Origin of the sequence: Acinetobacter proteolyticus, from assembly GCF_000367945.1 — a bacterium.
In the GTDB taxonomy this organism is placed as follows: domain Bacteria; phylum Pseudomonadota; class Gammaproteobacteria; order Pseudomonadales; family Moraxellaceae; genus Acinetobacter; species Acinetobacter proteolyticus.
This window is the reverse complement of the sequence record NZ_KB849179.1, coordinates 3,167,435-3,184,141: the sequence shown is the minus strand read 5'-3', so window position 1 is coordinate 3,184,141 and position 16,707 is coordinate 3,167,435. Positions and strand designations below refer to the sequence as shown.

General features: G+C 41.0%; 17 protein-coding genes. 9 read left to right on the top strand and 8 right to left on the bottom strand.

What is annotated here, in order from left to right:
- The first annotated feature begins 65 nt into the window (after positions 1 to 65).
- Positions 66 to 1,433, top strand: coding sequence for an MATE family efflux transporter (locus F993_RS02300; RefSeq protein ID WP_004657062.1), 1,368 nt, complete (start codon positions 66 to 68; stop codon positions 1,431 to 1,433).
- Positions 1,434 to 1,767: 334 nt separating this feature from the next.
- Here F993_RS02300 and F993_RS02305 read toward each other — a convergent pair whose 3' ends face one another.
- Positions 1,768 to 2,595, bottom strand: coding sequence for an SDR family NAD(P)-dependent oxidoreductase (locus tag F993_RS02305; protein ID WP_004657060.1), 828 nt, complete (start codon positions 2,593 to 2,595; stop codon positions 1,768 to 1,770).
- Positions 2,596 to 2,895: 300 nt separating this feature from the next.
- Here F993_RS02305 and F993_RS02310 point away from each other — a divergent pair, with 300 nt between their 5' ends.
- From F993_RS02310 to F993_RS02325, 4 genes are all read left to right on the top strand, one after another.
- Positions 2,896 to 3,573: a TetR/AcrR family transcriptional regulator gene (locus tag F993_RS02310; protein ID WP_004657058.1), complete on the top strand. Its 678-nt coding sequence runs from the start codon at positions 2,896 to 2,898 to the stop codon at positions 3,571 to 3,573.
- A 251-nt stretch (positions 3,574 to 3,824) separates the two neighbouring features.
- Complete coding sequence (gene phoB / locus F993_RS02315) at positions 3,825 to 4,535, top strand: phosphate regulon transcriptional regulator PhoB (RefSeq protein WP_004657056.1); 711 nt, start codon at positions 3,825 to 3,827, stop codon at positions 4,533 to 4,535.
- 9 nt (positions 4,536 to 4,544) lie between these two features.
- Positions 4,545 to 5,903 carry a phosphate regulon sensor histidine kinase PhoR gene (phoR, locus tag F993_RS02320; RefSeq protein ID WP_004657054.1) on the top strand — a complete coding sequence of 453 codons (1,359 nt, stop codon included), beginning with the start codon at positions 4,545 to 4,547 and terminating at the stop codon, positions 5,901 to 5,903.
- Between the two features lie 110 nt (positions 5,904 to 6,013).
- Positions 6,014 to 6,481, top strand: a complete 468-nt coding sequence (locus F993_RS02325) for a DUF2147 domain-containing protein (protein WP_004657052.1) — start codon at positions 6,014 to 6,016, stop codon at positions 6,479 to 6,481.
- Between the two features lie 96 nt (positions 6,482 to 6,577).
- On the opposite strand, the gene F993_RS02330 is transcribed toward F993_RS02325, so the two are convergent.
- The gene (locus tag F993_RS02330; RefSeq protein ID WP_004657050.1) at positions 6,578 to 7,030 is read right to left on the bottom strand and encodes a PACE efflux transporter; all 453 of its coding nucleotides are present in this window, start codon (positions 7,028 to 7,030) and stop codon (positions 6,578 to 6,580) included.
- 94 nt (positions 7,031 to 7,124) lie between these two features.
- Here F993_RS02330 and F993_RS02335 point away from each other — a divergent pair, with 94 nt between their 5' ends.
- Positions 7,125 to 8,018: a LysR family transcriptional regulator gene (locus F993_RS02335; RefSeq protein WP_004657048.1), complete on the top strand. Its 894-nt coding sequence runs from the start codon at positions 7,125 to 7,127 to the stop codon at positions 8,016 to 8,018.
- A gap of 264 nt (positions 8,019 to 8,282) precedes the next feature.
- On the opposite strand, the gene F993_RS20840 is transcribed toward F993_RS02335, so the two are convergent.
- The gene (locus F993_RS20840; protein ID WP_004657046.1) at positions 8,283 to 8,408 is read right to left on the bottom strand and encodes a hypothetical protein; all 126 of its coding nucleotides are present in this window, start codon (positions 8,406 to 8,408) and stop codon (positions 8,283 to 8,285) included.
- A gap of 96 nt (positions 8,409 to 8,504) precedes the next feature.
- Here F993_RS20840 and F993_RS02340 point away from each other — a divergent pair, with 96 nt between their 5' ends.
- A complete protein-coding gene (locus F993_RS02340; protein ID WP_004657044.1) occupies positions 8,505 to 9,410 on the top strand; it encodes a LysR family transcriptional regulator in 906 nt (301 codons plus the stop codon).
- Positions 9,411 to 9,766: 356 nt separating this feature from the next.
- Positions 9,767 to 10,372 (top strand): LysE family translocator, encoded by a 606-nt coding sequence (locus tag F993_RS02345; RefSeq protein ID WP_004657042.1) that lies wholly within the window; start codon positions 9,767 to 9,769, stop codon positions 10,370 to 10,372.
- Here the strand turns inward: F993_RS02345 and F993_RS02350 are convergent.
- Positions 10,353 to 11,249, bottom strand: a complete 897-nt coding sequence (locus F993_RS02350) for a LysR family transcriptional regulator (protein WP_004657041.1) — start codon at positions 11,247 to 11,249, stop codon at positions 10,353 to 10,355. The genes F993_RS02345 and F993_RS02350 overlap by 20 nt on opposite strands.
- Before the next feature lie 56 nt (positions 11,250 to 11,305).
- A complete protein-coding gene (locus F993_RS02355; protein WP_004657039.1) occupies positions 11,306 to 12,433 on the bottom strand; it encodes a multidrug effflux MFS transporter in 1,128 nt (375 codons plus the stop codon).
- A 47-nt stretch (positions 12,434 to 12,480) separates the two neighbouring features.
- Between F993_RS02355 and F993_RS02360 the strand changes: the two genes are divergently transcribed.
- Positions 12,481 to 13,296 carry an AraC family transcriptional regulator gene (locus tag F993_RS02360; RefSeq protein WP_004657038.1) on the top strand — a complete coding sequence of 272 codons (816 nt, stop codon included), beginning with the start codon at positions 12,481 to 12,483 and terminating at the stop codon, positions 13,294 to 13,296.
- A 73-nt stretch (positions 13,297 to 13,369) separates the two neighbouring features.
- On the opposite strand, the gene asd is transcribed toward F993_RS02360, so the two are convergent.
- The 3 genes from asd to pncB form a co-directional block, all read right to left on the bottom strand.
- A complete protein-coding gene (gene asd, locus F993_RS02365; RefSeq protein WP_004657036.1) occupies positions 13,370 to 14,221 on the bottom strand; it encodes an archaetidylserine decarboxylase in 852 nt (283 codons plus the stop codon).
- A complete protein-coding gene (locus F993_RS02370; RefSeq protein WP_004657035.1) occupies positions 14,218 to 15,066 on the bottom strand; it encodes a sulfurtransferase in 849 nt (282 codons plus the stop codon). Before F993_RS02370 ends, asd begins: the two co-directional genes overlap by 4 nt.
- Before the next feature lie 365 nt (positions 15,067 to 15,431).
- Positions 15,432 to 16,637 carry a nicotinate phosphoribosyltransferase gene (gene pncB / locus F993_RS02375; protein WP_004657033.1) on the bottom strand — a complete coding sequence of 402 codons (1,206 nt, stop codon included), beginning with the start codon at positions 16,635 to 16,637 and terminating at the stop codon, positions 15,432 to 15,434.
- Positions 16,638 to 16,707: the final 70 nt, after the last annotated feature.

Genomic DNA, 16,707 nt, shown 5'->3' with positions numbered 1-16,707 from the left:
CACAACTGAGAATGTTATGTTGACAAAAATACAATCGTTTCAGGATGAAGCGTGAAGGAAATTGAATGACACCACGCCAACCCTTGGTCATGCAGCCGAATCTCTGGAAAACCTTTTTTGTGTTTCTGGTGCCGTTGATTGCCACCAATATTTTACAAAACCTGTCTGGAACCATTAATACCATCTTCGTCGGTCAAATGATGGGGGTGAATGCAATTGCCGCTGTATCAGTATTCTTCCCCATCCTGTTCTTTTTACTGGCTTTTGTGATCGGGATTTCCGCAGGCTCCACGGTGCTGATTGGGCAGGCATGGGGTGCACAGAATCTGGAAAAAGTCCGTGCTGTGATTGGTTCCACCATATTTATGACCTTGATCGGCGGCAGTATTATTGCGGTCTTGGGACTAATCTTCGCCAAACATATTCTGGAGTTACTAGGCACCGATCCCACAGTGATGCACCTGTCCTTGCCTTATGTGCAATGGATGTTGGTGGGCAGCCCCTTACTGTTCGTCTATATTATCTATACTTCGATCTTGCGTGGTGTCGGTGATAGTGTGACGCCACTGATTGCACTGAGCCTCACTAGCTTGATTGGTTTGGGTGTAACCCCCGTTTTGCTGAAAGGTTATTTTGGTTTTCCGGCGTTAGGTATTGTTGCCCCTGCGATTGCAACCATTATCGGTTATGCCGCTGTGCTGATTTTCTTAGCAATTTATCTAAACTATAAAAACCATCCACTGAAAATTGATGGTCTATTGCTGCAACATATTCGCCACGATGTTGAACTGAGTAAATTAATTTTAAAACTCGGTATTCCAACAGGGATTCAGATGGTCACCACCTCCTTAGCGGGTTTGGTGATTATTGGCTTGATTAACCATTATGGTGCACATGCCACCGCAGCTTATGGTGCAGTCAATCAAGTACTGAACTACATTCAATTTCCAGCCTTGTCGATTTCGATTGCCGCTTCGATTTTTGCTGCACAAGCGATTGGTGCAGGTCAACCTGATTTATTGGCCAAAGTCACCCGTACCGCTTTGGGTATGAATTTCTTATTTACCGGTAGTTTGATTGCTCTGGCTTATTTGTTCTCAAAATATCTAATGGCACTGTTTATTACCGATCACAGCGTAATTGAGCTGGGTCAACAACTGTTATTTATTGTGCTGTGGTCGATTCTATTCTTTGGTGCCAGTGCTATTTTTGCATCGATTATGCGTGCCAGTGGTGCCGTCAATATCCCAATGCTCATCAATATTTTCACGATTGTTCTGATCGAAGTGCCGTGTGCGTATTGGTTTAGTTCATTGTGGGGCTTAACAGGCATCTGGATTGCCTATGCGCTGTCCTTTGTTTGTCTATGCCTGTTCCAAGCCTTTTATTATCAATTCTTTTGGAAAAAGACCAAGATTAAAGTCCTTATTTAACCTGAGCGCGAGGCTGAATATGGTACTCGGAAACGTCATCTACAACCTGCGTGGTGTAAACAAAATAATGTTTTTGCGATATATTTTAATAAATCCAAGAATAGAACAGGTTTTGTAGATGACCATGATTTTGCCTACTTTTGCCAAAACAAAAGTAGGGCGAGCCGTAGGCTGATCCTAAAATTGGGTGAGAACATGGCAAGATTCCACCAAGCTAATCATTTTCAATAGGTTAGAGAGGAATTCAACCGAACTCAGATTGTTTAATATCTGCTTGTTCTGACAGATATAAAAAAGCCATTCACGGAGAATGGCTTTTTTTCATGCTGACAACTTACATCATCTTGGTTGCAAGCGCTGCAATACGTTGATAACCCGTCGGGAATAAACGTTGGAACGAATCCACAATACGCGCATCTGTACCAATCAATAAACGGCGTTTATCTTTCAATACCGCATTTAAAATCTGACGTGCAGCTTCTTCTGGTGGGGTGCGCAGGAACTTATCGAATTGCTTGATTGATTTGTTCGGGTCCATACCCAAACTCTTCAAACTGTCATTCATTTTCGCTGCTTTGGCGATGTTGGTACGAATCCCGCCTGGGTGTACGCAGAGGGAGCTGACACCGCCCTTCTCAATATCTAATTCTTGGCGCAGTGATTCAGTAAAACCGCGTACCGCAAATTTAGTTGCGTTATACGCCGATTGCGTTGGTTGCGAGGTTAAACCAAAGATACTGGAGATGTTGATGATATGACCATCTTTGGTTTGTTTGATGAATGGCAGAAATTCTTTGGTGCCATAAACCACACCCCAGAAATTGATTCCAACAATCCATTCTAAATCTTCATAGCTCGCACCTTCGACGGTTGAGCCAAGTGCTACGCCTGCGTTATTGAAGATCAAATTGACTGAGCCATGATCCTGTACAGTCTCTTGTGCCCACTGTTTCACCGCATCACGGTTTGAAACATCAAGCACTTTGGTGGTCACTGTTACAGGGTACTGCTTCACTAATTCAACAGTCTGGGTCAAGCCTTTTTCATTGATATCACTCAATGACAAATGACAGCCTTGTTTCGCTAATAAAACGGCCAATTGTTGTCCAATCCCAGAACCTGCACCGGTAATCGCTGCGACTTTATTTTTAAAATTTTTCATTGCCTATCCTTTGTACTACGAATGATACGCACATATTCGCTCAGACCATGTGCTGTTTAACCTGTAACCAATATAATTTTGACAATACGTGTTGTCAATATAGTACACTCTAGCTTTAAGACAAATGGCAATAACCAACATCCTACATGTCATAATAGGCCTATTTACATTTCATGACTGATGATGTTTAAAAGAGACAAGGCATATTTTCAAAATTTAGTTATGCTAGTCAGCATAACAGGGTTGAAATGCAACTATTAGACACACGATTTAAAGACTTTTTAGGGAACGGTTTTCTCAATGGCAACTCAAGATCAAGCGACACGCAAGAAAAACAATACCGAAGCGAAAGAACGGCAATTCAAAGGTCTGTCTTTAACTGAGCGCAAAGAAGCACGTCGTGAAAAATTGATTGAAGCAGGTATTGCAACCTACGGTACACAAGGCTTTTTCTCGGTCACGGTCAAAGATGTCTGCAATGAAGCCAAGCTGACTGAACGCTATTTTTATGAATCATTTAAGAAAAGCGAAGAGCTGTTTCAAACTGTATTCTTAAAAATGATTGAGAAAATGCAAACTTGTTTAACCCAAGCCGTTTTAATGGCTGCGCCTGAACCCAAGAATATGGTGACCGCAGGTTTGTCGGCTTTATTGGGTGCGATTAAAGATGATCCACGTATGGCACGGATTATTTATATTGATGCGATGTTGGTGCAGGATTTACATAATCAAGCCACCATTCAAGAAACGCTGACCCAGTTCGATCGCATTATTCAGGGCTTCGTGATGATCACTATGCCCAATGCCCCACATAGCACTGAAGAAGTCTCGTTGATGGCAACTGGCTTAAATGGTTATGTTACCCATATTATTATTCGTTGGGTCTCGGAAGGCTTCAAACAGCCTCTGGAAGATGTTCTGTCCGCCTGTTGTGCTGTCTTTTTGTCTTTTATCGAAACCACCTCGCAAAAAAATTAAAATCGTTTTACAGTTTTGTGACACCCAAAGCTGTTAAACTACAGTTAAGTTAAGCAGATGAATTCATTTGCTTTCTTGCGAGGTAAATTGTCATCAATCCGTCATGACTCTGCCCCATGCTTGTCACAATTTATTGCTAAATTCGACTTTATTAATTCTTTTGCAATGATATTGTCATAATTAATCTTTGTAATAAGCCTGTCATAACAACAAAACGGTTAAACCGTTACAGATTTTAAGGGTATTGCGCTGTGAAAGATGACTATATTTTAATTGTCGATGATGAGCTACCGATCCGCGAAATGATCCATACCTCTTTAGATATGGCAGGCTTCCAATGTTTACAAGCTGAGGATGCCAAACAAGCGCATCAGATTATCGTTGATCAGCGTCCTGCGCTTATTTTGCTGGATTGGATGCTACCAGGTGGCGTGAGCGGCGTAGACTTATGTCGCCGGCTCAAACGCGATGAAAACTTGGCCGAAATTCCTGTAATCATGCTGACTGCACGTGGCGAAGAAGACCATAAAGTACAAGGTCTGGACGCAGGTGCCGATGATTACATGACCAAGCCATTTTCAACCCGTGAACTGGTGTCTCGTATCAAAGCGGTGTTACGTCGTGCCAATGCATTGAGCGGTGAAAAAGTCATTGATGCCAATGGCTTATTACTAGATCCTGTCAGCCAGCGCGTCAGTTTTGGCAACAGTATTTTAGATATGGGTCCAACCGAATATCGTTTATTGGCCTTCTTCATGACCCATCCTGAGCGCGCCTACACCCGTGCTCAACTCCTAGATCAAGTCTGGGGTGGTAATGTCTATATCGAAGACCGTACCATTGATGTGCATATCCGTCGTTTACGCAAAGTATTAGAGCCTTTTGGTGTTGATCGTTTTGTGCAAACTGTTCGTGGCACAGGTTACCGTTTCTCGACACGAGCAGATTTAGCAGTAGGTTAAAAATCCTTTATGTATGAGCCTTACCCCGTCCCTGAACTGGCACGTGAACACCAACGTTTTCGTTACAGCAGTTTATGGACATTTGCAAAACAAGATTTAAGACTGTTACTTTTTTTCTTATTGATTGCAAGCTTAGTCGGATTCGGGGTCGGTTACTTCTGGAGCTGTATTTTTGTCGCCTTTGTGCTGTTCTTCATGCTACAGCTCCGCTCGCTTTATCTGGTCAATGAATGGATTTCCAATCGTCCTTATGATGTCCCACCCAATCTAAACGGGATTTGGGGTGCATTACTGTTTAATGTTTATCGTGCACAACGTCAAGAACGGATTGTTCAAGCTGAGATGGTCGGTTTGATTGATCGGGCGCAATCCTCTTTAGTGGCCTTGGCCGAAGCCGTGGTTTTAATTGATGATCAACACCAAATTGAATGGTGGAATCCTGCCGCTGAAAAACTGTTAGGGATTAGTCCTTTAGATCGTGGCCGTAATTTATTGTCGATATTGCGCCAACCCAGTTTTATTGAATATTTTAACCACAGTGATCAATCTCCTGATGGCATCCGCCTGCAAGCGCAGATGGATGAAGATCGTTATGTGCAAGTCAAACTGACCCGCTTCGGTGGCGAAAGTCGTCTATTGGTCGCTTACGACACCACACGAGTACATAATCTGGAGCAGATGCGTAAAGACTTTGTCGATAATATTTCACATGAATTACGTACACCGCTTACCGTACTCAGTGGCTATATCGAAACCTTTATTGATCAAGATGATATTACCCCACGTTGGAAACGTGCTTTTACCCAGATGCAGTCTCAAACCAAACGCATGAATGCGTTGGTCAATGACTTGCTACTATTATCTAACTTAGAAAATAATAAAAAAGTTGCTAAGAATCAGATCATTGATATGGCTAATCTGATGAACCAAATCTTTGATGATGCACGTGCCTACAATCTCGATTACGGTCATACCTTAAATCTGGATATTGATAGTCATTGTGACCTGATTGGTTCCGATATCGAAATTGCCAGCGCCTTTAGCAATTTAATTACCAATGCGATTAAATATACTCCTGCTGGCGGTATTATCACCATTGGTTGGCATGAAGATGGTGATCATGCTTACTTTACCGTACAGGATAATGGGATCGGGATTAACCCAAAACATTTGCCGCGTTTAACTGAACGTTTCTATCGTGTTGATAGCGCACGTAGCCGTCAAACAGGTGGAACTGGACTTGGATTGGCAATTGTGAAACACGTGTTGATGCAACACGGCGCATACTTAGAAATTAGCTCTAAAGAAAATGAAGGTTCGACCTTTACTGCGGTGTTCCCTAAAGAACGCTTATACCGCATGATTTAAACCTGTCAGGGAACTGCCAAGTTCCCTAAAACAGGATGTGATCATTCCACTAAAATAATATAATAAATTGTTGTTTCATTTCATTATTTCTATTTTTTGATGTATTCCTCATGCTAAATACTTCTTTTCTTCGCACTTGTGTTCTATTACTTGGGCTCAATACGCCTTTGGCGATTCACGCTGCTCCGACAGATCCACTAATTGGTACGTGGAAAGTCGTGGATGAACGTACGGGTTCGTACCTGTCTGATATCGTGATTCGCAGACATTCTGCAACCGAGCAGTACAGTGCTGTGATTGTCAAAATGTATCCTTCTGCCAAGGAGGCTGCACCCACTGTATGTACAGCATGTCCAGGCACGTTAAAGAATCAACAGATGATCGGCATGGAAGTATTAACAGGACTGAAAATGCTCAATCAAAATGAGGAATTTGGACAAGGTGTTTGGCTCAATCCTTATGATGGTCAAAAATACAGCCTGAGTGGCCGTTTAAGTAAAACAGGTAAAATGTTGAGTATCAATGCGAAAAACCCAAACAATAATAGTTTCCGTAATATGACCTGGATTCGACTTTAATGATTTAAATTCAGCCACAACAATTATTTATATTTCACATAAAAAAGGGCGCATTTTATGCACCCTTTTTTATAAATTTAAGCATAAAACTGTCAATTATGAGCTGCTTTTGGCACTCAGCGCTGCTGGCTCAAGCAAATGGCTGGGTAAACCAAAAATATGATCAAAAAAGTAATTATAAACAAAGGTATAGCATGGAATCAGCACCATCAAACTAAAATCGAGCAGGAAAGCTTTGACTAAACTGATCTGCATCCACCAGGCAATCAAGGGAATCAAAATCATCACCAAGACAATTTGAAAGCCAATGGCATGTGCCAGACGTCTGAGTACTGTCCTTTTTTTTGATGTCTGCTTCTTTTCCCACATCTCAAACACAGCGTTATAAAAGAAATTGACCGTCACTGCAATTACCGCAATCAAGATCGACAAAGGCCCTGTATGGCTGATGGTGGTACCTGAAAGCACTGCCAGCACCATTGCACAGATAAAAAAGCTAAAAACTTCATAGAAAAACACATAAGTGACTCTTCTCTTGGTTCCTTGCATGACCACACCTTAAAATCAATAATGAGTGGATTTTACGCCTTAAATTTGATAAAAAAAGTCAATCGTCATCAGATTTACTGACAAGGAAATTGCCATGAAACTCAGTCGTGAGCAGCTTGAACTAATTCTGGAAATTATTGATCGTGGTAATTTTTCCGCAGCGGCACGTGCTTTAAATCGTGTCCCTTCAGCAGTCAGCATGGCGATTGCCAATCTCGAAGCAGAGCTGAATTTAAAATTATTTGAACGCAGTAAAAATCACCTCTCCCCCACCGAAGTCGCGCTTTCAATCGAACCGCACGCCCGACTGATTGTGACCAAATTAGGTCAGCTCGACCTGCATCTGACCGAACTTTCAACTGGACTCGAGACCAATCTCTGCATTGGCATCGCCGCAGATGTGAATCAAAAATTTTTATTGGCAGGAATTGAACAGCTGATTCAACACTATCCATTACTCAATATTGAATTGGTTAGTGCACCCCAACAGGAGCTCAAAACACGGCTACACAATAACGAAATTGATCTGTATATCGCCTATAGCTCATCACAACTCGATAACAATGAACGCTTCCGCTTGCTGGGTATGGAACAATTTGTTGCTGCGGTTTCACCGAAAGATGCACAACAGCTGAAAGCGCATAATAAAAATGAACTCACCATGTTATCTGAACTCAGACAGATTATTGTTGCGAGCAAGCATTATCCATTACCTGATAGTCGGGTATTGGTCTCAGATTCTTATTGGTATAGCGATAATTTATCTATGGCCATTGATATGGTGGAACAAGGTCTCGGTTGGGGTAATTTCCCCCTTTCTGTAGTGCAAACACATTTTGCCAAACACAGTCTGGTTCGCTTAGCCTTTCTCGATACCACCAATGGGCTGGATATGCCGATTCATGCGATTTGGCCTGCTTATAAACCACTGAGCAAATCCATGCAGCTCTTGATTGAATTGTGGGAAAAACAAATCAATATGAAATAAAAAAGCCCGACATCCAAGTCGGGCTTTTTCGTATTCCTTTCACTAGATACAACTCCTGTCATATCTCACGTCCTGATGCGCAAACTTATCATTCTTGTTTTATGTTTTGGAACTTCCTGTTCCTGATGAGTTCATATTAGGCAATTCAACTGAGTCGGAAAATGGGACATTGCCTCTAATTGGTGTAAGAAAAAGCGTACACTGCTGAACTGTCCATCATTTACAAAAGTAACTCAGCATAACGCAATAAGTCTCAAGAATGTATCAATCTCCCAATAAATCAATCGGCTGCTCTGTCGTCATCACCCCCATATACTGATCATAGCTGTGTGCCAGTAGACAAATCACTACAGCAGCAATCAAGGTCAAAATCTTATTTCTCATTGTCATCGTCAGCGACCTGAATCAAGGATCTATAAAAAAGGTATAAGATTTCTTCCATCTAATCTAATATAGAAAAAACAAGCACTGATCTAATTTTGAGATATGTGGACATTCAAACAATTTAATTATCTAATCACAATTGTTGAAACTGGGGGCTTTATTGCTGCCTCGGAAAAGCTATTTATTGCTCAATCGGCCCTAAGCCGACAAATCAAAAATTTAGAAGAAGAATTAGGTTTCGAGATTTTTGATCGATCTGAGAAGAAAATTAGACTCACACCTGCAGGTGAAGCACTGTATAAAAGTTTAAAAACCAATATCGATCATTTAAAAAGTTCAATTGTCAGCGCCCAAAGTATCAGCCGCGGTGAAGGTCGAATCATTAAAATTGCGCACTCGAGTAGTATTGTGTTGGATCAAAACAAGCTGGAAATTTTTGAGCAGCTCTGTGATACCCATAACATTGATATCGAAATGAATACCCTATCCTCTGAATTACAATTGGAATATTTGTTGAATGGCACTATTGATCTGGGTTTTATTCGGCCCCCGATTTATCACAATTTAAATGATGTGAATTCGATCAGTTTATACACGGCCCCTTTATATGTTGCTGCCCATATTGCAGACCCATTATTAGGTGAAAAAGAAAGTATCTCGATCCGTGAATTGGCGCCATTAAATTTTGTTTCTGTACCGCATAAAGCCCGTGGTGGCTTAAGCTATTTGGCCGCCAATTTATGTTTGGTGAATGGTTTTAGTCCGAAAAGAACCAGAATCTATTCAAGGAAAAGGTCTCAATTGGAACTGGTCGCCAATGGTTTTGGCGTGTGTATTGTGCCCGAAGAATTTAAAGTGATTTTGCCTAGCAATGTCAGACTGATTCCAATCCAAGACGAGAACACCCTCAGTGAAGTGAAACTCATCTGGAAAAAGGATGAAGACTCGATCGTTGAGCGTTGTGCAGCATCGATTCATACTTATTATAGTGCCAAGCAGGTGAGCTAAAAATTGACTGAGCTTTAGCTCAAATGAAAAAAGCCCGACATCCTGTCGGGCTTTTTCGTATTCCTTTCACTAGATACAACTCCTGTCATATCTCACATCCTGATGCGCAAACTTATCATTCTTGTTTTATGTTTTGGAACTTCCTGTTCCTGATGAGTTCATATTAGGCAATTCAGCTTAGGCTGAAAATGGGATATTGCCCTGAATTGGTGTAAGCAAAAACTTACATGATTTTGTTCCAAATCAAAACTAAACCTGAGAAAAATCAAAATCTGCTTTTGATAAAACCAGACTAATCTTATTTACTCATCACTGTATCATCTCATTCTAATAATTGATTTTAAAAGTCCAAAAGAATGCCTATCTCTATACTTATAAGTATGTTTATTTTCTCATTCACAATGTCCATCTCACCAGGGCCAATCAATATTACAATTCTTTCCACCAGCTTGATTCACGGTTTTAAGAAAACACTTCCCTTCATCTCGGGAGCAACTCTTGGCTTTAGCTTGTTATTAATATTTTTAGGCTTTGGATTTAGTCAAACGATTAGCCATTATCCTATCTTTTTCAAAATACTAGAATGTATAGGCGCTTTATTTATTTTTTATATTGGTCAGAAAATTATATTTTCTAAACCAGAGATTGAACTTTTAAAAAATATATCTATTGCTAGTTTTGCAGATGGATTTCTCTTACAGTGGCTCAACCCTAAAGCATGGATAGCATGCCTCTCAGGTATCTCATTATTTTCCTCCCCCGTGAGTTATCATCCCTTGATTCTGTTTATTCTAATCTATTTCATTACTTGCTATATCTGTTTAATGCTTTGGGGCATTTCTGGACATAAACTCGCAAAAATATTAACTAATCCACGCCAGCTCAAAATCCTGAATATTTTAATGGGTGGGTCTTTAATCATTTTATCGATTTATATGTTGATCAAACTCTTTTGGAGTTAAATGATTGATATAACCGCTCAATCAAGGCATGCGCAATACTATTAACTGGAATATTGGCCGGCCAAACCGCATACACACTCAACGGCTCAAGTGTCCAATTCGGTAGAACTTTCACAATATTTTGCTGTGCAAGATCAGCTTGGATTAACTCATCAGGAGGCGCTGCCAGTCCTACATTTAATTTTGCCAGATGATATGCGGCTTCAACATTATTCACATAAATATGAGGTTGATAGGAGATTTCAACTTCCTCTCCTGTGTGCTGATGCCGCAATATTCTCTTATTTTTTCTCATACTCAAACCAATCCATTTCATATTGATCAGATCTTTAGGATGAGTAATGGGTTGCTGCTGTTTTAAAAAGTCAGGTGTTGCAACAATACTTCGGGCTAAAGGAAATAGATAGCGAGCTTTAAATGAACTATCAGGAAGCTCGCCAATTCGAATCGCAATATCCACATTCTCAGCGATCAAATCTGTTCGGCTATCATCACAGGTAAGGTGTACAGTTAAGCCCTGATATGCCTCACAAAATGTCGTGATACAGCGCATCAAATCACTGTGAATAAAAACCGCAGGAATAGAAATATGCAATTGTGTCTTTCTAATAATAGAACGTTGCTTAAAATCTGAAAGACCAGATTCATAGGTTTCCAACATGATTTTGGCGGTATCTAAAAGTTTTTGCCCATCATGAGTTAAGGTCATTTTCCGTGTATTTCGATAAAATAAGGCACATTCCAAATTCTTTTCTAACTTGGCTAAATGCATACTCACTGTCGTGGTAGATAGGCCTAATGCTTTAGCACCTTTTGAAATTGAACCAAACTCAGCAATTTTCGCAAAAATAATTAAATATCTTATATCTTCAATCATATTTTAATATAGAGTCATTCTTCAAGATTAAAATATACCTATACATTCTGACGATTTCAAAATAACCTTTTTCGCAATGTTAAAAAACCCGCAATACATGTACAAACAGCCAAAACAAGACCTAAGTTCTGAACAAAACCTGCAATAGCCAACATCACACTCAGTAATAAATAGTAAGTCAGTCCCAATATTGCGCCTGCGGTTCCCGCATTCTGCCGATAATCAGTTAATACGGTACTGAGCATATTTGGAATAACAATATTATAAGCCATCACGATTCCCATCATCGGTGCTAAAAACCATGCAGCGTCTTGTAAAGCAAAAACCAATAGACTCGATAATATTGCGAAAAGACAGGCATATCGAATCAATAATTCAATCTTCCAGCCTTTCATTAACATCCTGCGATTGAAAAAACTTCCCGATAGCGAGAAAATCGCCAACAATCCTCCTGTCCATCCAAACTCTCGTACGCCCCAACCCAAACGCTGAAACAGAAATGGAGCAAGACCGTAATAGCTGAAAATCATTGTATTGAATAATGAAATTAAAAGTACACCTTTCCATATCTTTGAATCTCTTAGCATAATAAAACCCAGCCTAAAGAACCTAGGCTTCACCATTTTTTGCGGACGAGTTTCTGGTAGTGCAACCACGGTAACGACAAATAAGCCTATGGCTAATATAGACAACCCAATAAAAATCCCCATATGCCCATACAGAGAAACGATCCAGCCGCCACTCATTAAGCCAAAGACCGGACTGATTGCAAGTGCAGCTCCCAATACGGAAAATACACGTGCCAAAGCTTTTGACTCATAGCTATCGCGCAAGATCGTTTGGACCACAACTGATCCAGCAGCAGCGCCTAAGGCTGCAATCATTCGAGCAAGCAACAGAATATTAAAATCAGTGCTAAACATTGCCAGTACAGCACCGCATGCGTAGCACATTAATCCCAACAGCATTGTAGGACGACGGCCGATCCAATCGCTTAACCAGCCCCAGAGGGCGACTCCTAAGGCAAAAGCAAAAAAATAGACTGAAAGCGTTTGAGAACTTTGTTCATGACTGACATGAAATGAGGAGGCAATACTCGGTAAAGCAGGGCTATAAATCGTTTCCACCAGTTGCGGAAACATGATCAATAAAATTAATAACCATAGCGGAGGTTGTTTCTTCATTTGCACAATTTTTATCTATTGACTGAGTTCTATCTATTGTTGTGAAAATGAATTCGTCTGATTACAATGATTCAGACTTAAACTATAAAAAAACGGACAAGATGGCGAGAATCAGCCCAACCACCTGTTTTAATGCCGATCATTTTCATCTTCCAGTGATTGGTATTGCTGCGGATATGCCTGTACATGACTCGGGCCAACACAGTCATGGGCGACATCAACTCCTGTTTTCTGCAGCAGGCTGTATTAGCATCGAAATGGACACAAAGGTTTATTTACTTCCCCCTGGCCGGGCGGCATGGATTCCAGCAGGTGTATTACATCGTGCAATAATGCGGGGAGTCATCGCTTATCGCTCTTTATACTTCTCAACGGATTTACCCCTGAGACAAATCCCACTTCAGATTTCTACGGTTAATCCGCTTTTATTTGCAGTTATTGAACGAATGGCATTTTGGCCTTGGGATATGTCTGCGGAATCTCAAAACAGTCTTTTGACCGTATTTATGGAAGAATTAAAGACAGCGCCAAAAGAAAACTGGAGATTATCATTTCCCCAAGATCGCCGTTTATCTGTCTGGATAGAACGTATTCGTCAAGGTGAATTACCCTTACGGTTAAATGTATTCGCCCAACAAGCTGGTGCCTGTGAACGCACCATTAGCCGAATATTTATAAAAGAAACAGGGATGAATTATCAAAATTGGCGTCAGCAATGGAGATTATTGAAAGCCATAGAAATGTTAGCGGAAAAGGAAACAATCAGTAAGATTGCTCAGACGCTAGAATTTATCAGTGACAGTGCATTTATTGCTTTTTTCCGCCAACATACAGGCGTGACACCCACATGCTATATTTGTTAAGAAAAAGCATAATGCAGATAAAAGCCTCTCAAATATACGCTTTGAGAGGCTTTTATTTTTAGTTCAAAACAACTTAAACCGAATGACCTAAACGCTCACCCATCACCACCGTCGAATTGGCTTTAAACTGCTCTTCCCAAACCATTTTATCTTTTTCAAATAAAACTACAGCAGTTGAACCTAGGTAGAAACGACCTAACTCGGCACCTTTCTCCAATTTCATTTGGTGATGCTGTAATTCAACTTTGCCCGATGGTTTTACTTTACCCGTCGCAACAGTTTCAATACCCGCCACAATCATGGCGCCAACTAAAACCACCGCCATACGACCCAGTTCGGTATCAAATAAACACACCATACGCTCATTGCGTGCAAATAAACCTGGTACGTTTTCAGCCGTGGTTTGGTTAACTGAGAACAACTCACCCGGAATATATAAAGTTTCAGTCAATGTGCCCGCCAAAGGCATATGGACGCGGTGATAATCTTTTGGTGATAAATACACGGTTGCAAATTGACCTTCTTGGAAAGGCTTCGCTAACTGTGGATCACCAATCAATTTTTCGACTGAAAAGCTTTGACCCTTAGCTTGAAAAATATCACCCGCTTCAATTTTACCGAGCTGTGAAATCGCACCATCCGCAGGACAAACAATGCTATCCGCTTGTTCGTCAATTCCACGGACACCCTCTTTTAACGCACGGGTAAAAAATTCATTAAATGACTTATATTGCAGTGAATTGCTTTGCGCCGCAATACTCATATCAATGCCATATTTTGCTTTGAATGCCTGAATCACAGCAGTTTTTACCAAGACATTTTCACTTGCGGCAACCTTACCGACAACACGACTCAGTTGATGTTGCGGCACAAGATTCTGTGCTTTGATAAAGAGTTGTTTTTTTAAATCTGCTGCAAAACTCAAGACGGTGACTCCCCTGAAATAATAGGACTATCGAGGCGATTGCCCCATTCACTCCACGCACCATCGTAGGCTCTCACTTGCCAGTTGAGCAATCTTGCCAAAATATACGCCAAGCCAGAACGGTGATGAGACTGACAGTACACCACCACAGGTTGTTGTAAATTAAAGCCTAATTGTTCTAAACGTTGTTGTGTGCGTTCAAGCGGGTGTAATTTTAGATGATTTTCACGGTTTAGGGCAGTACTCCATTCAAAATGCAGTGCATTTGGGATGTGACCGCCGCGTCGCGCAGCCAAGCGTAAACCCGTATATTCCTCATTGGTCCGGCAATCCCAGAGCTGAATATTGTCTTGTTCGACCTGTTGTAACAATTCGTGATATTCAATTCGATGCTGCTGCACGGTATCTAAATCAATCTGGAACAGATTCGGAACGGGCTTTACGGGATCAACTTCAGCTGTGGTCGGCAAACCTGCCCCCAACCAGCCATGAATGCCACCATTAATCAAACTGGTGCGGTTAAAACCAAGGCAATGTAAATTCCAGATTAAACGTCCTGCCCAAGCCCCACCTTCATCGTCATAGACCACGACATGATGCTGAGGTGAAATATTTAATTTTTCGATTAAGGCTTGTAAACCAGCTAAATCAGGCAATACCCCATTGGCTTGTTCTTGTTGTGCAACCAAGTATTTAGGTTGTAAATGAATCGCATGAGGAATATGCAATTGTTCATATACCGAAGCTCGGCTTAAATCGACAATACGAATCAACTCGTTGCCCAAATACGGCACCAGTTGTTCAGGCTCAATCAGTAAACCCAGTTTAAAATCTACGTCAGTCATGGTTATGCTGTTTTATCATCCGCATTGGGGATGATATTAACATAGCCGACTTTTTATCTTTGTCTGATTTTTTGCATTGATTTAGCAGAAAAGTAGATATAGCAAAAAGTCCAACGATTATGGATTAAAAGTATAAAATTTGCTCACAATTGCGAAAGTTAAGCCATATAAATCTATCGAGAAAATTTACTGGTGCGGAGGCGGCATGGATGCCGCCCGTTGAACTGCGGCATCAAGGATGTGACGTCAGTTCAACAAAAGATTTTTGTTACTTTTGATCTTTCAAAAGTAAAGAGTGCCTATACAGATCTCTCATAACGTTTGAGTTATTCCACGGTCATACCAGATTTGGGTGTGAAAAATAGCTAGGCTTCTTCAATATCAAATACCTGACGCAAATACGCCAAGAAGGTATCATTATCCGTCATAGTCTTACCCGGACTATCCGAAATCTTCGCCACCGACTGACGATTACACTCCACCAATTTCAACACAATATTCAACGGCTTCTGCCCCATATCATTGGTCAAATTGGTGCCAATCCCAAAACTTACTTGGAAACGATCTTTAAAATACTGATGCAATAACCATGCTTTTTCTAAATTCAAACCGTCACTAAAGGTTAACATTTTGGTTTTGGTATCAATCTTGAGTTTGCGATAATGCGCATATGCCTTATCCCCCCATTCATACGGGTCGCCACTGTCATGACGCAGACCATCAAACAACTTGGCAAAATACAAATCAAAATCACGCAGGAAGGCATCCATTCCCACCACATCGGTCAGGGCAATACCTAAATCGCCACGATACTCTTGCACCCACGCTTCCAATGCGGCTTTTTGGAAATTACGCAAACGTACATCAAGTGCTTGAAAAGCCTGCAGGAACTCATGTGCCATGGTCCCAATCGGGCTGATCCCCAACTGCTTGGCCAACAATACATTACTGGTGCCTCGGAATACTTTGGGTGCTGCCGCCTGAAAGGCCTGTACCACGTGCTTTTGCCATTCAAAGCTATAACGGCGGCGTGTGCCAAAATCAGACACAAGGAATGGTGGTTCTTTATCTTGTTGTTCTTGGGCATAGTGCTGTAACTGTAGCAATTTCTGTTGCAGGCGGCGTTCACCCTCAAGCAACACCTCATCACTACGAATACGACGGAAATACAATTCATTGACGATGGCCAAGACAAAAATCTCAAACATCATCGCCTGAACCATCGGGCCTTCAATGCGAATATCTAAGCGCCCAGCCTCATCAATACTGGCTTGGATAAAACGACGTTTGAGCTGGAACAATTCCAGATAATCAACAAAATCACTTTTAATAAAACGTAATGAACGCAGGTACTGTAATTCATCTTCGGCAAAACGTAGTTCACAGAGCAAATCCAACTGCTGATTCAAGTCATCCAAAATATCAACTAAGGGATAAACCGTATCTTCTAAATTACGGCAACGAAATAAATACACACTATGCGTTTGCGGAAACTGATGCAACACCACCTGTAACATGGTGAATTTATATAAGTCGGTATCCAGTAAAGATTGAATAATTGGTGTAGACATGACTGAATTAGGATCTATTCTATTTCAAGCATTAAAGCATACTTTTATCCAGAAATGAGACTGTCTACGA

What these genes read in the sequence shown, in the direction of transcription:
- F993_RS02300 (WP_004657062.1), top strand. Translation starts at nt 66, where the DNA reads ATGACACCACGCCAACCCTTGGTCATGCAGCCGAATCTCTGGAAAACC.
- F993_RS02305 (WP_004657060.1), bottom strand. Translation starts at nt 2,595, where the DNA reads ATGAAAAATTTTAAAAATAAAGTCGCAGCGATTACCGGTGCAGGTTCT.
- F993_RS02310 (WP_004657058.1), top strand. Translation starts at nt 2,896, where the DNA reads ATGGCAACTCAAGATCAAGCGACACGCAAGAAAAACAATACCGAAGCG.
- phoR (WP_004657054.1), top strand. Translation starts at nt 4,545, where the DNA reads ATGTATGAGCCTTACCCCGTCCCTGAACTGGCACGTGAACACCAACGT.
- F993_RS02325 (WP_004657052.1), top strand. Translation starts at nt 6,014, where the DNA reads ATGCTAAATACTTCTTTTCTTCGCACTTGTGTTCTATTACTTGGGCTC.
- F993_RS02330 (WP_004657050.1), bottom strand. Translation starts at nt 7,030, where the DNA reads ATGCAAGGAACCAAGAGAAGAGTCACTTATGTGTTTTTCTATGAAGTT.
- F993_RS02335 (WP_004657048.1), top strand. Translation starts at nt 7,125, where the DNA reads ATGAAACTCAGTCGTGAGCAGCTTGAACTAATTCTGGAAATTATTGAT.
- F993_RS20840 (WP_004657046.1), bottom strand. Translation starts at nt 8,408, where the DNA reads ATGACAATGAGAAATAAGATTTTGACCTTGATTGCTGCTGTAGTGATT.
- F993_RS02340 (WP_004657044.1), top strand. Translation starts at nt 8,505, where the DNA reads ATGTGGACATTCAAACAATTTAATTATCTAATCACAATTGTTGAAACT.
- F993_RS02345 (WP_004657042.1), top strand. Translation starts at nt 9,767, where the DNA reads ATGCCTATCTCTATACTTATAAGTATGTTTATTTTCTCATTCACAATG.
- F993_RS02350 (WP_004657041.1), bottom strand. Translation starts at nt 11,249, where the DNA reads ATGATTGAAGATATAAGATATTTAATTATTTTTGCGAAAATTGCTGAG.
- F993_RS02355 (WP_004657039.1), bottom strand. Translation starts at nt 12,433, where the DNA reads ATGAAGAAACAACCTCCGCTATGGTTATTAATTTTATTGATCATGTTT.
- F993_RS02360 (WP_004657038.1), top strand. Translation starts at nt 12,481, where the DNA reads ATGAATTCGTCTGATTACAATGATTCAGACTTAAACTATAAAAAAACG.
- F993_RS02370 (WP_004657035.1), bottom strand. Translation starts at nt 15,066, where the DNA reads ATGACTGACGTAGATTTTAAACTGGGTTTACTGATTGAGCCTGAACAA.
- pncB (WP_004657033.1), bottom strand. Translation starts at nt 16,637, where the DNA reads ATGTCTACACCAATTATTCAATCTTTACTGGATACCGACTTATATAAA.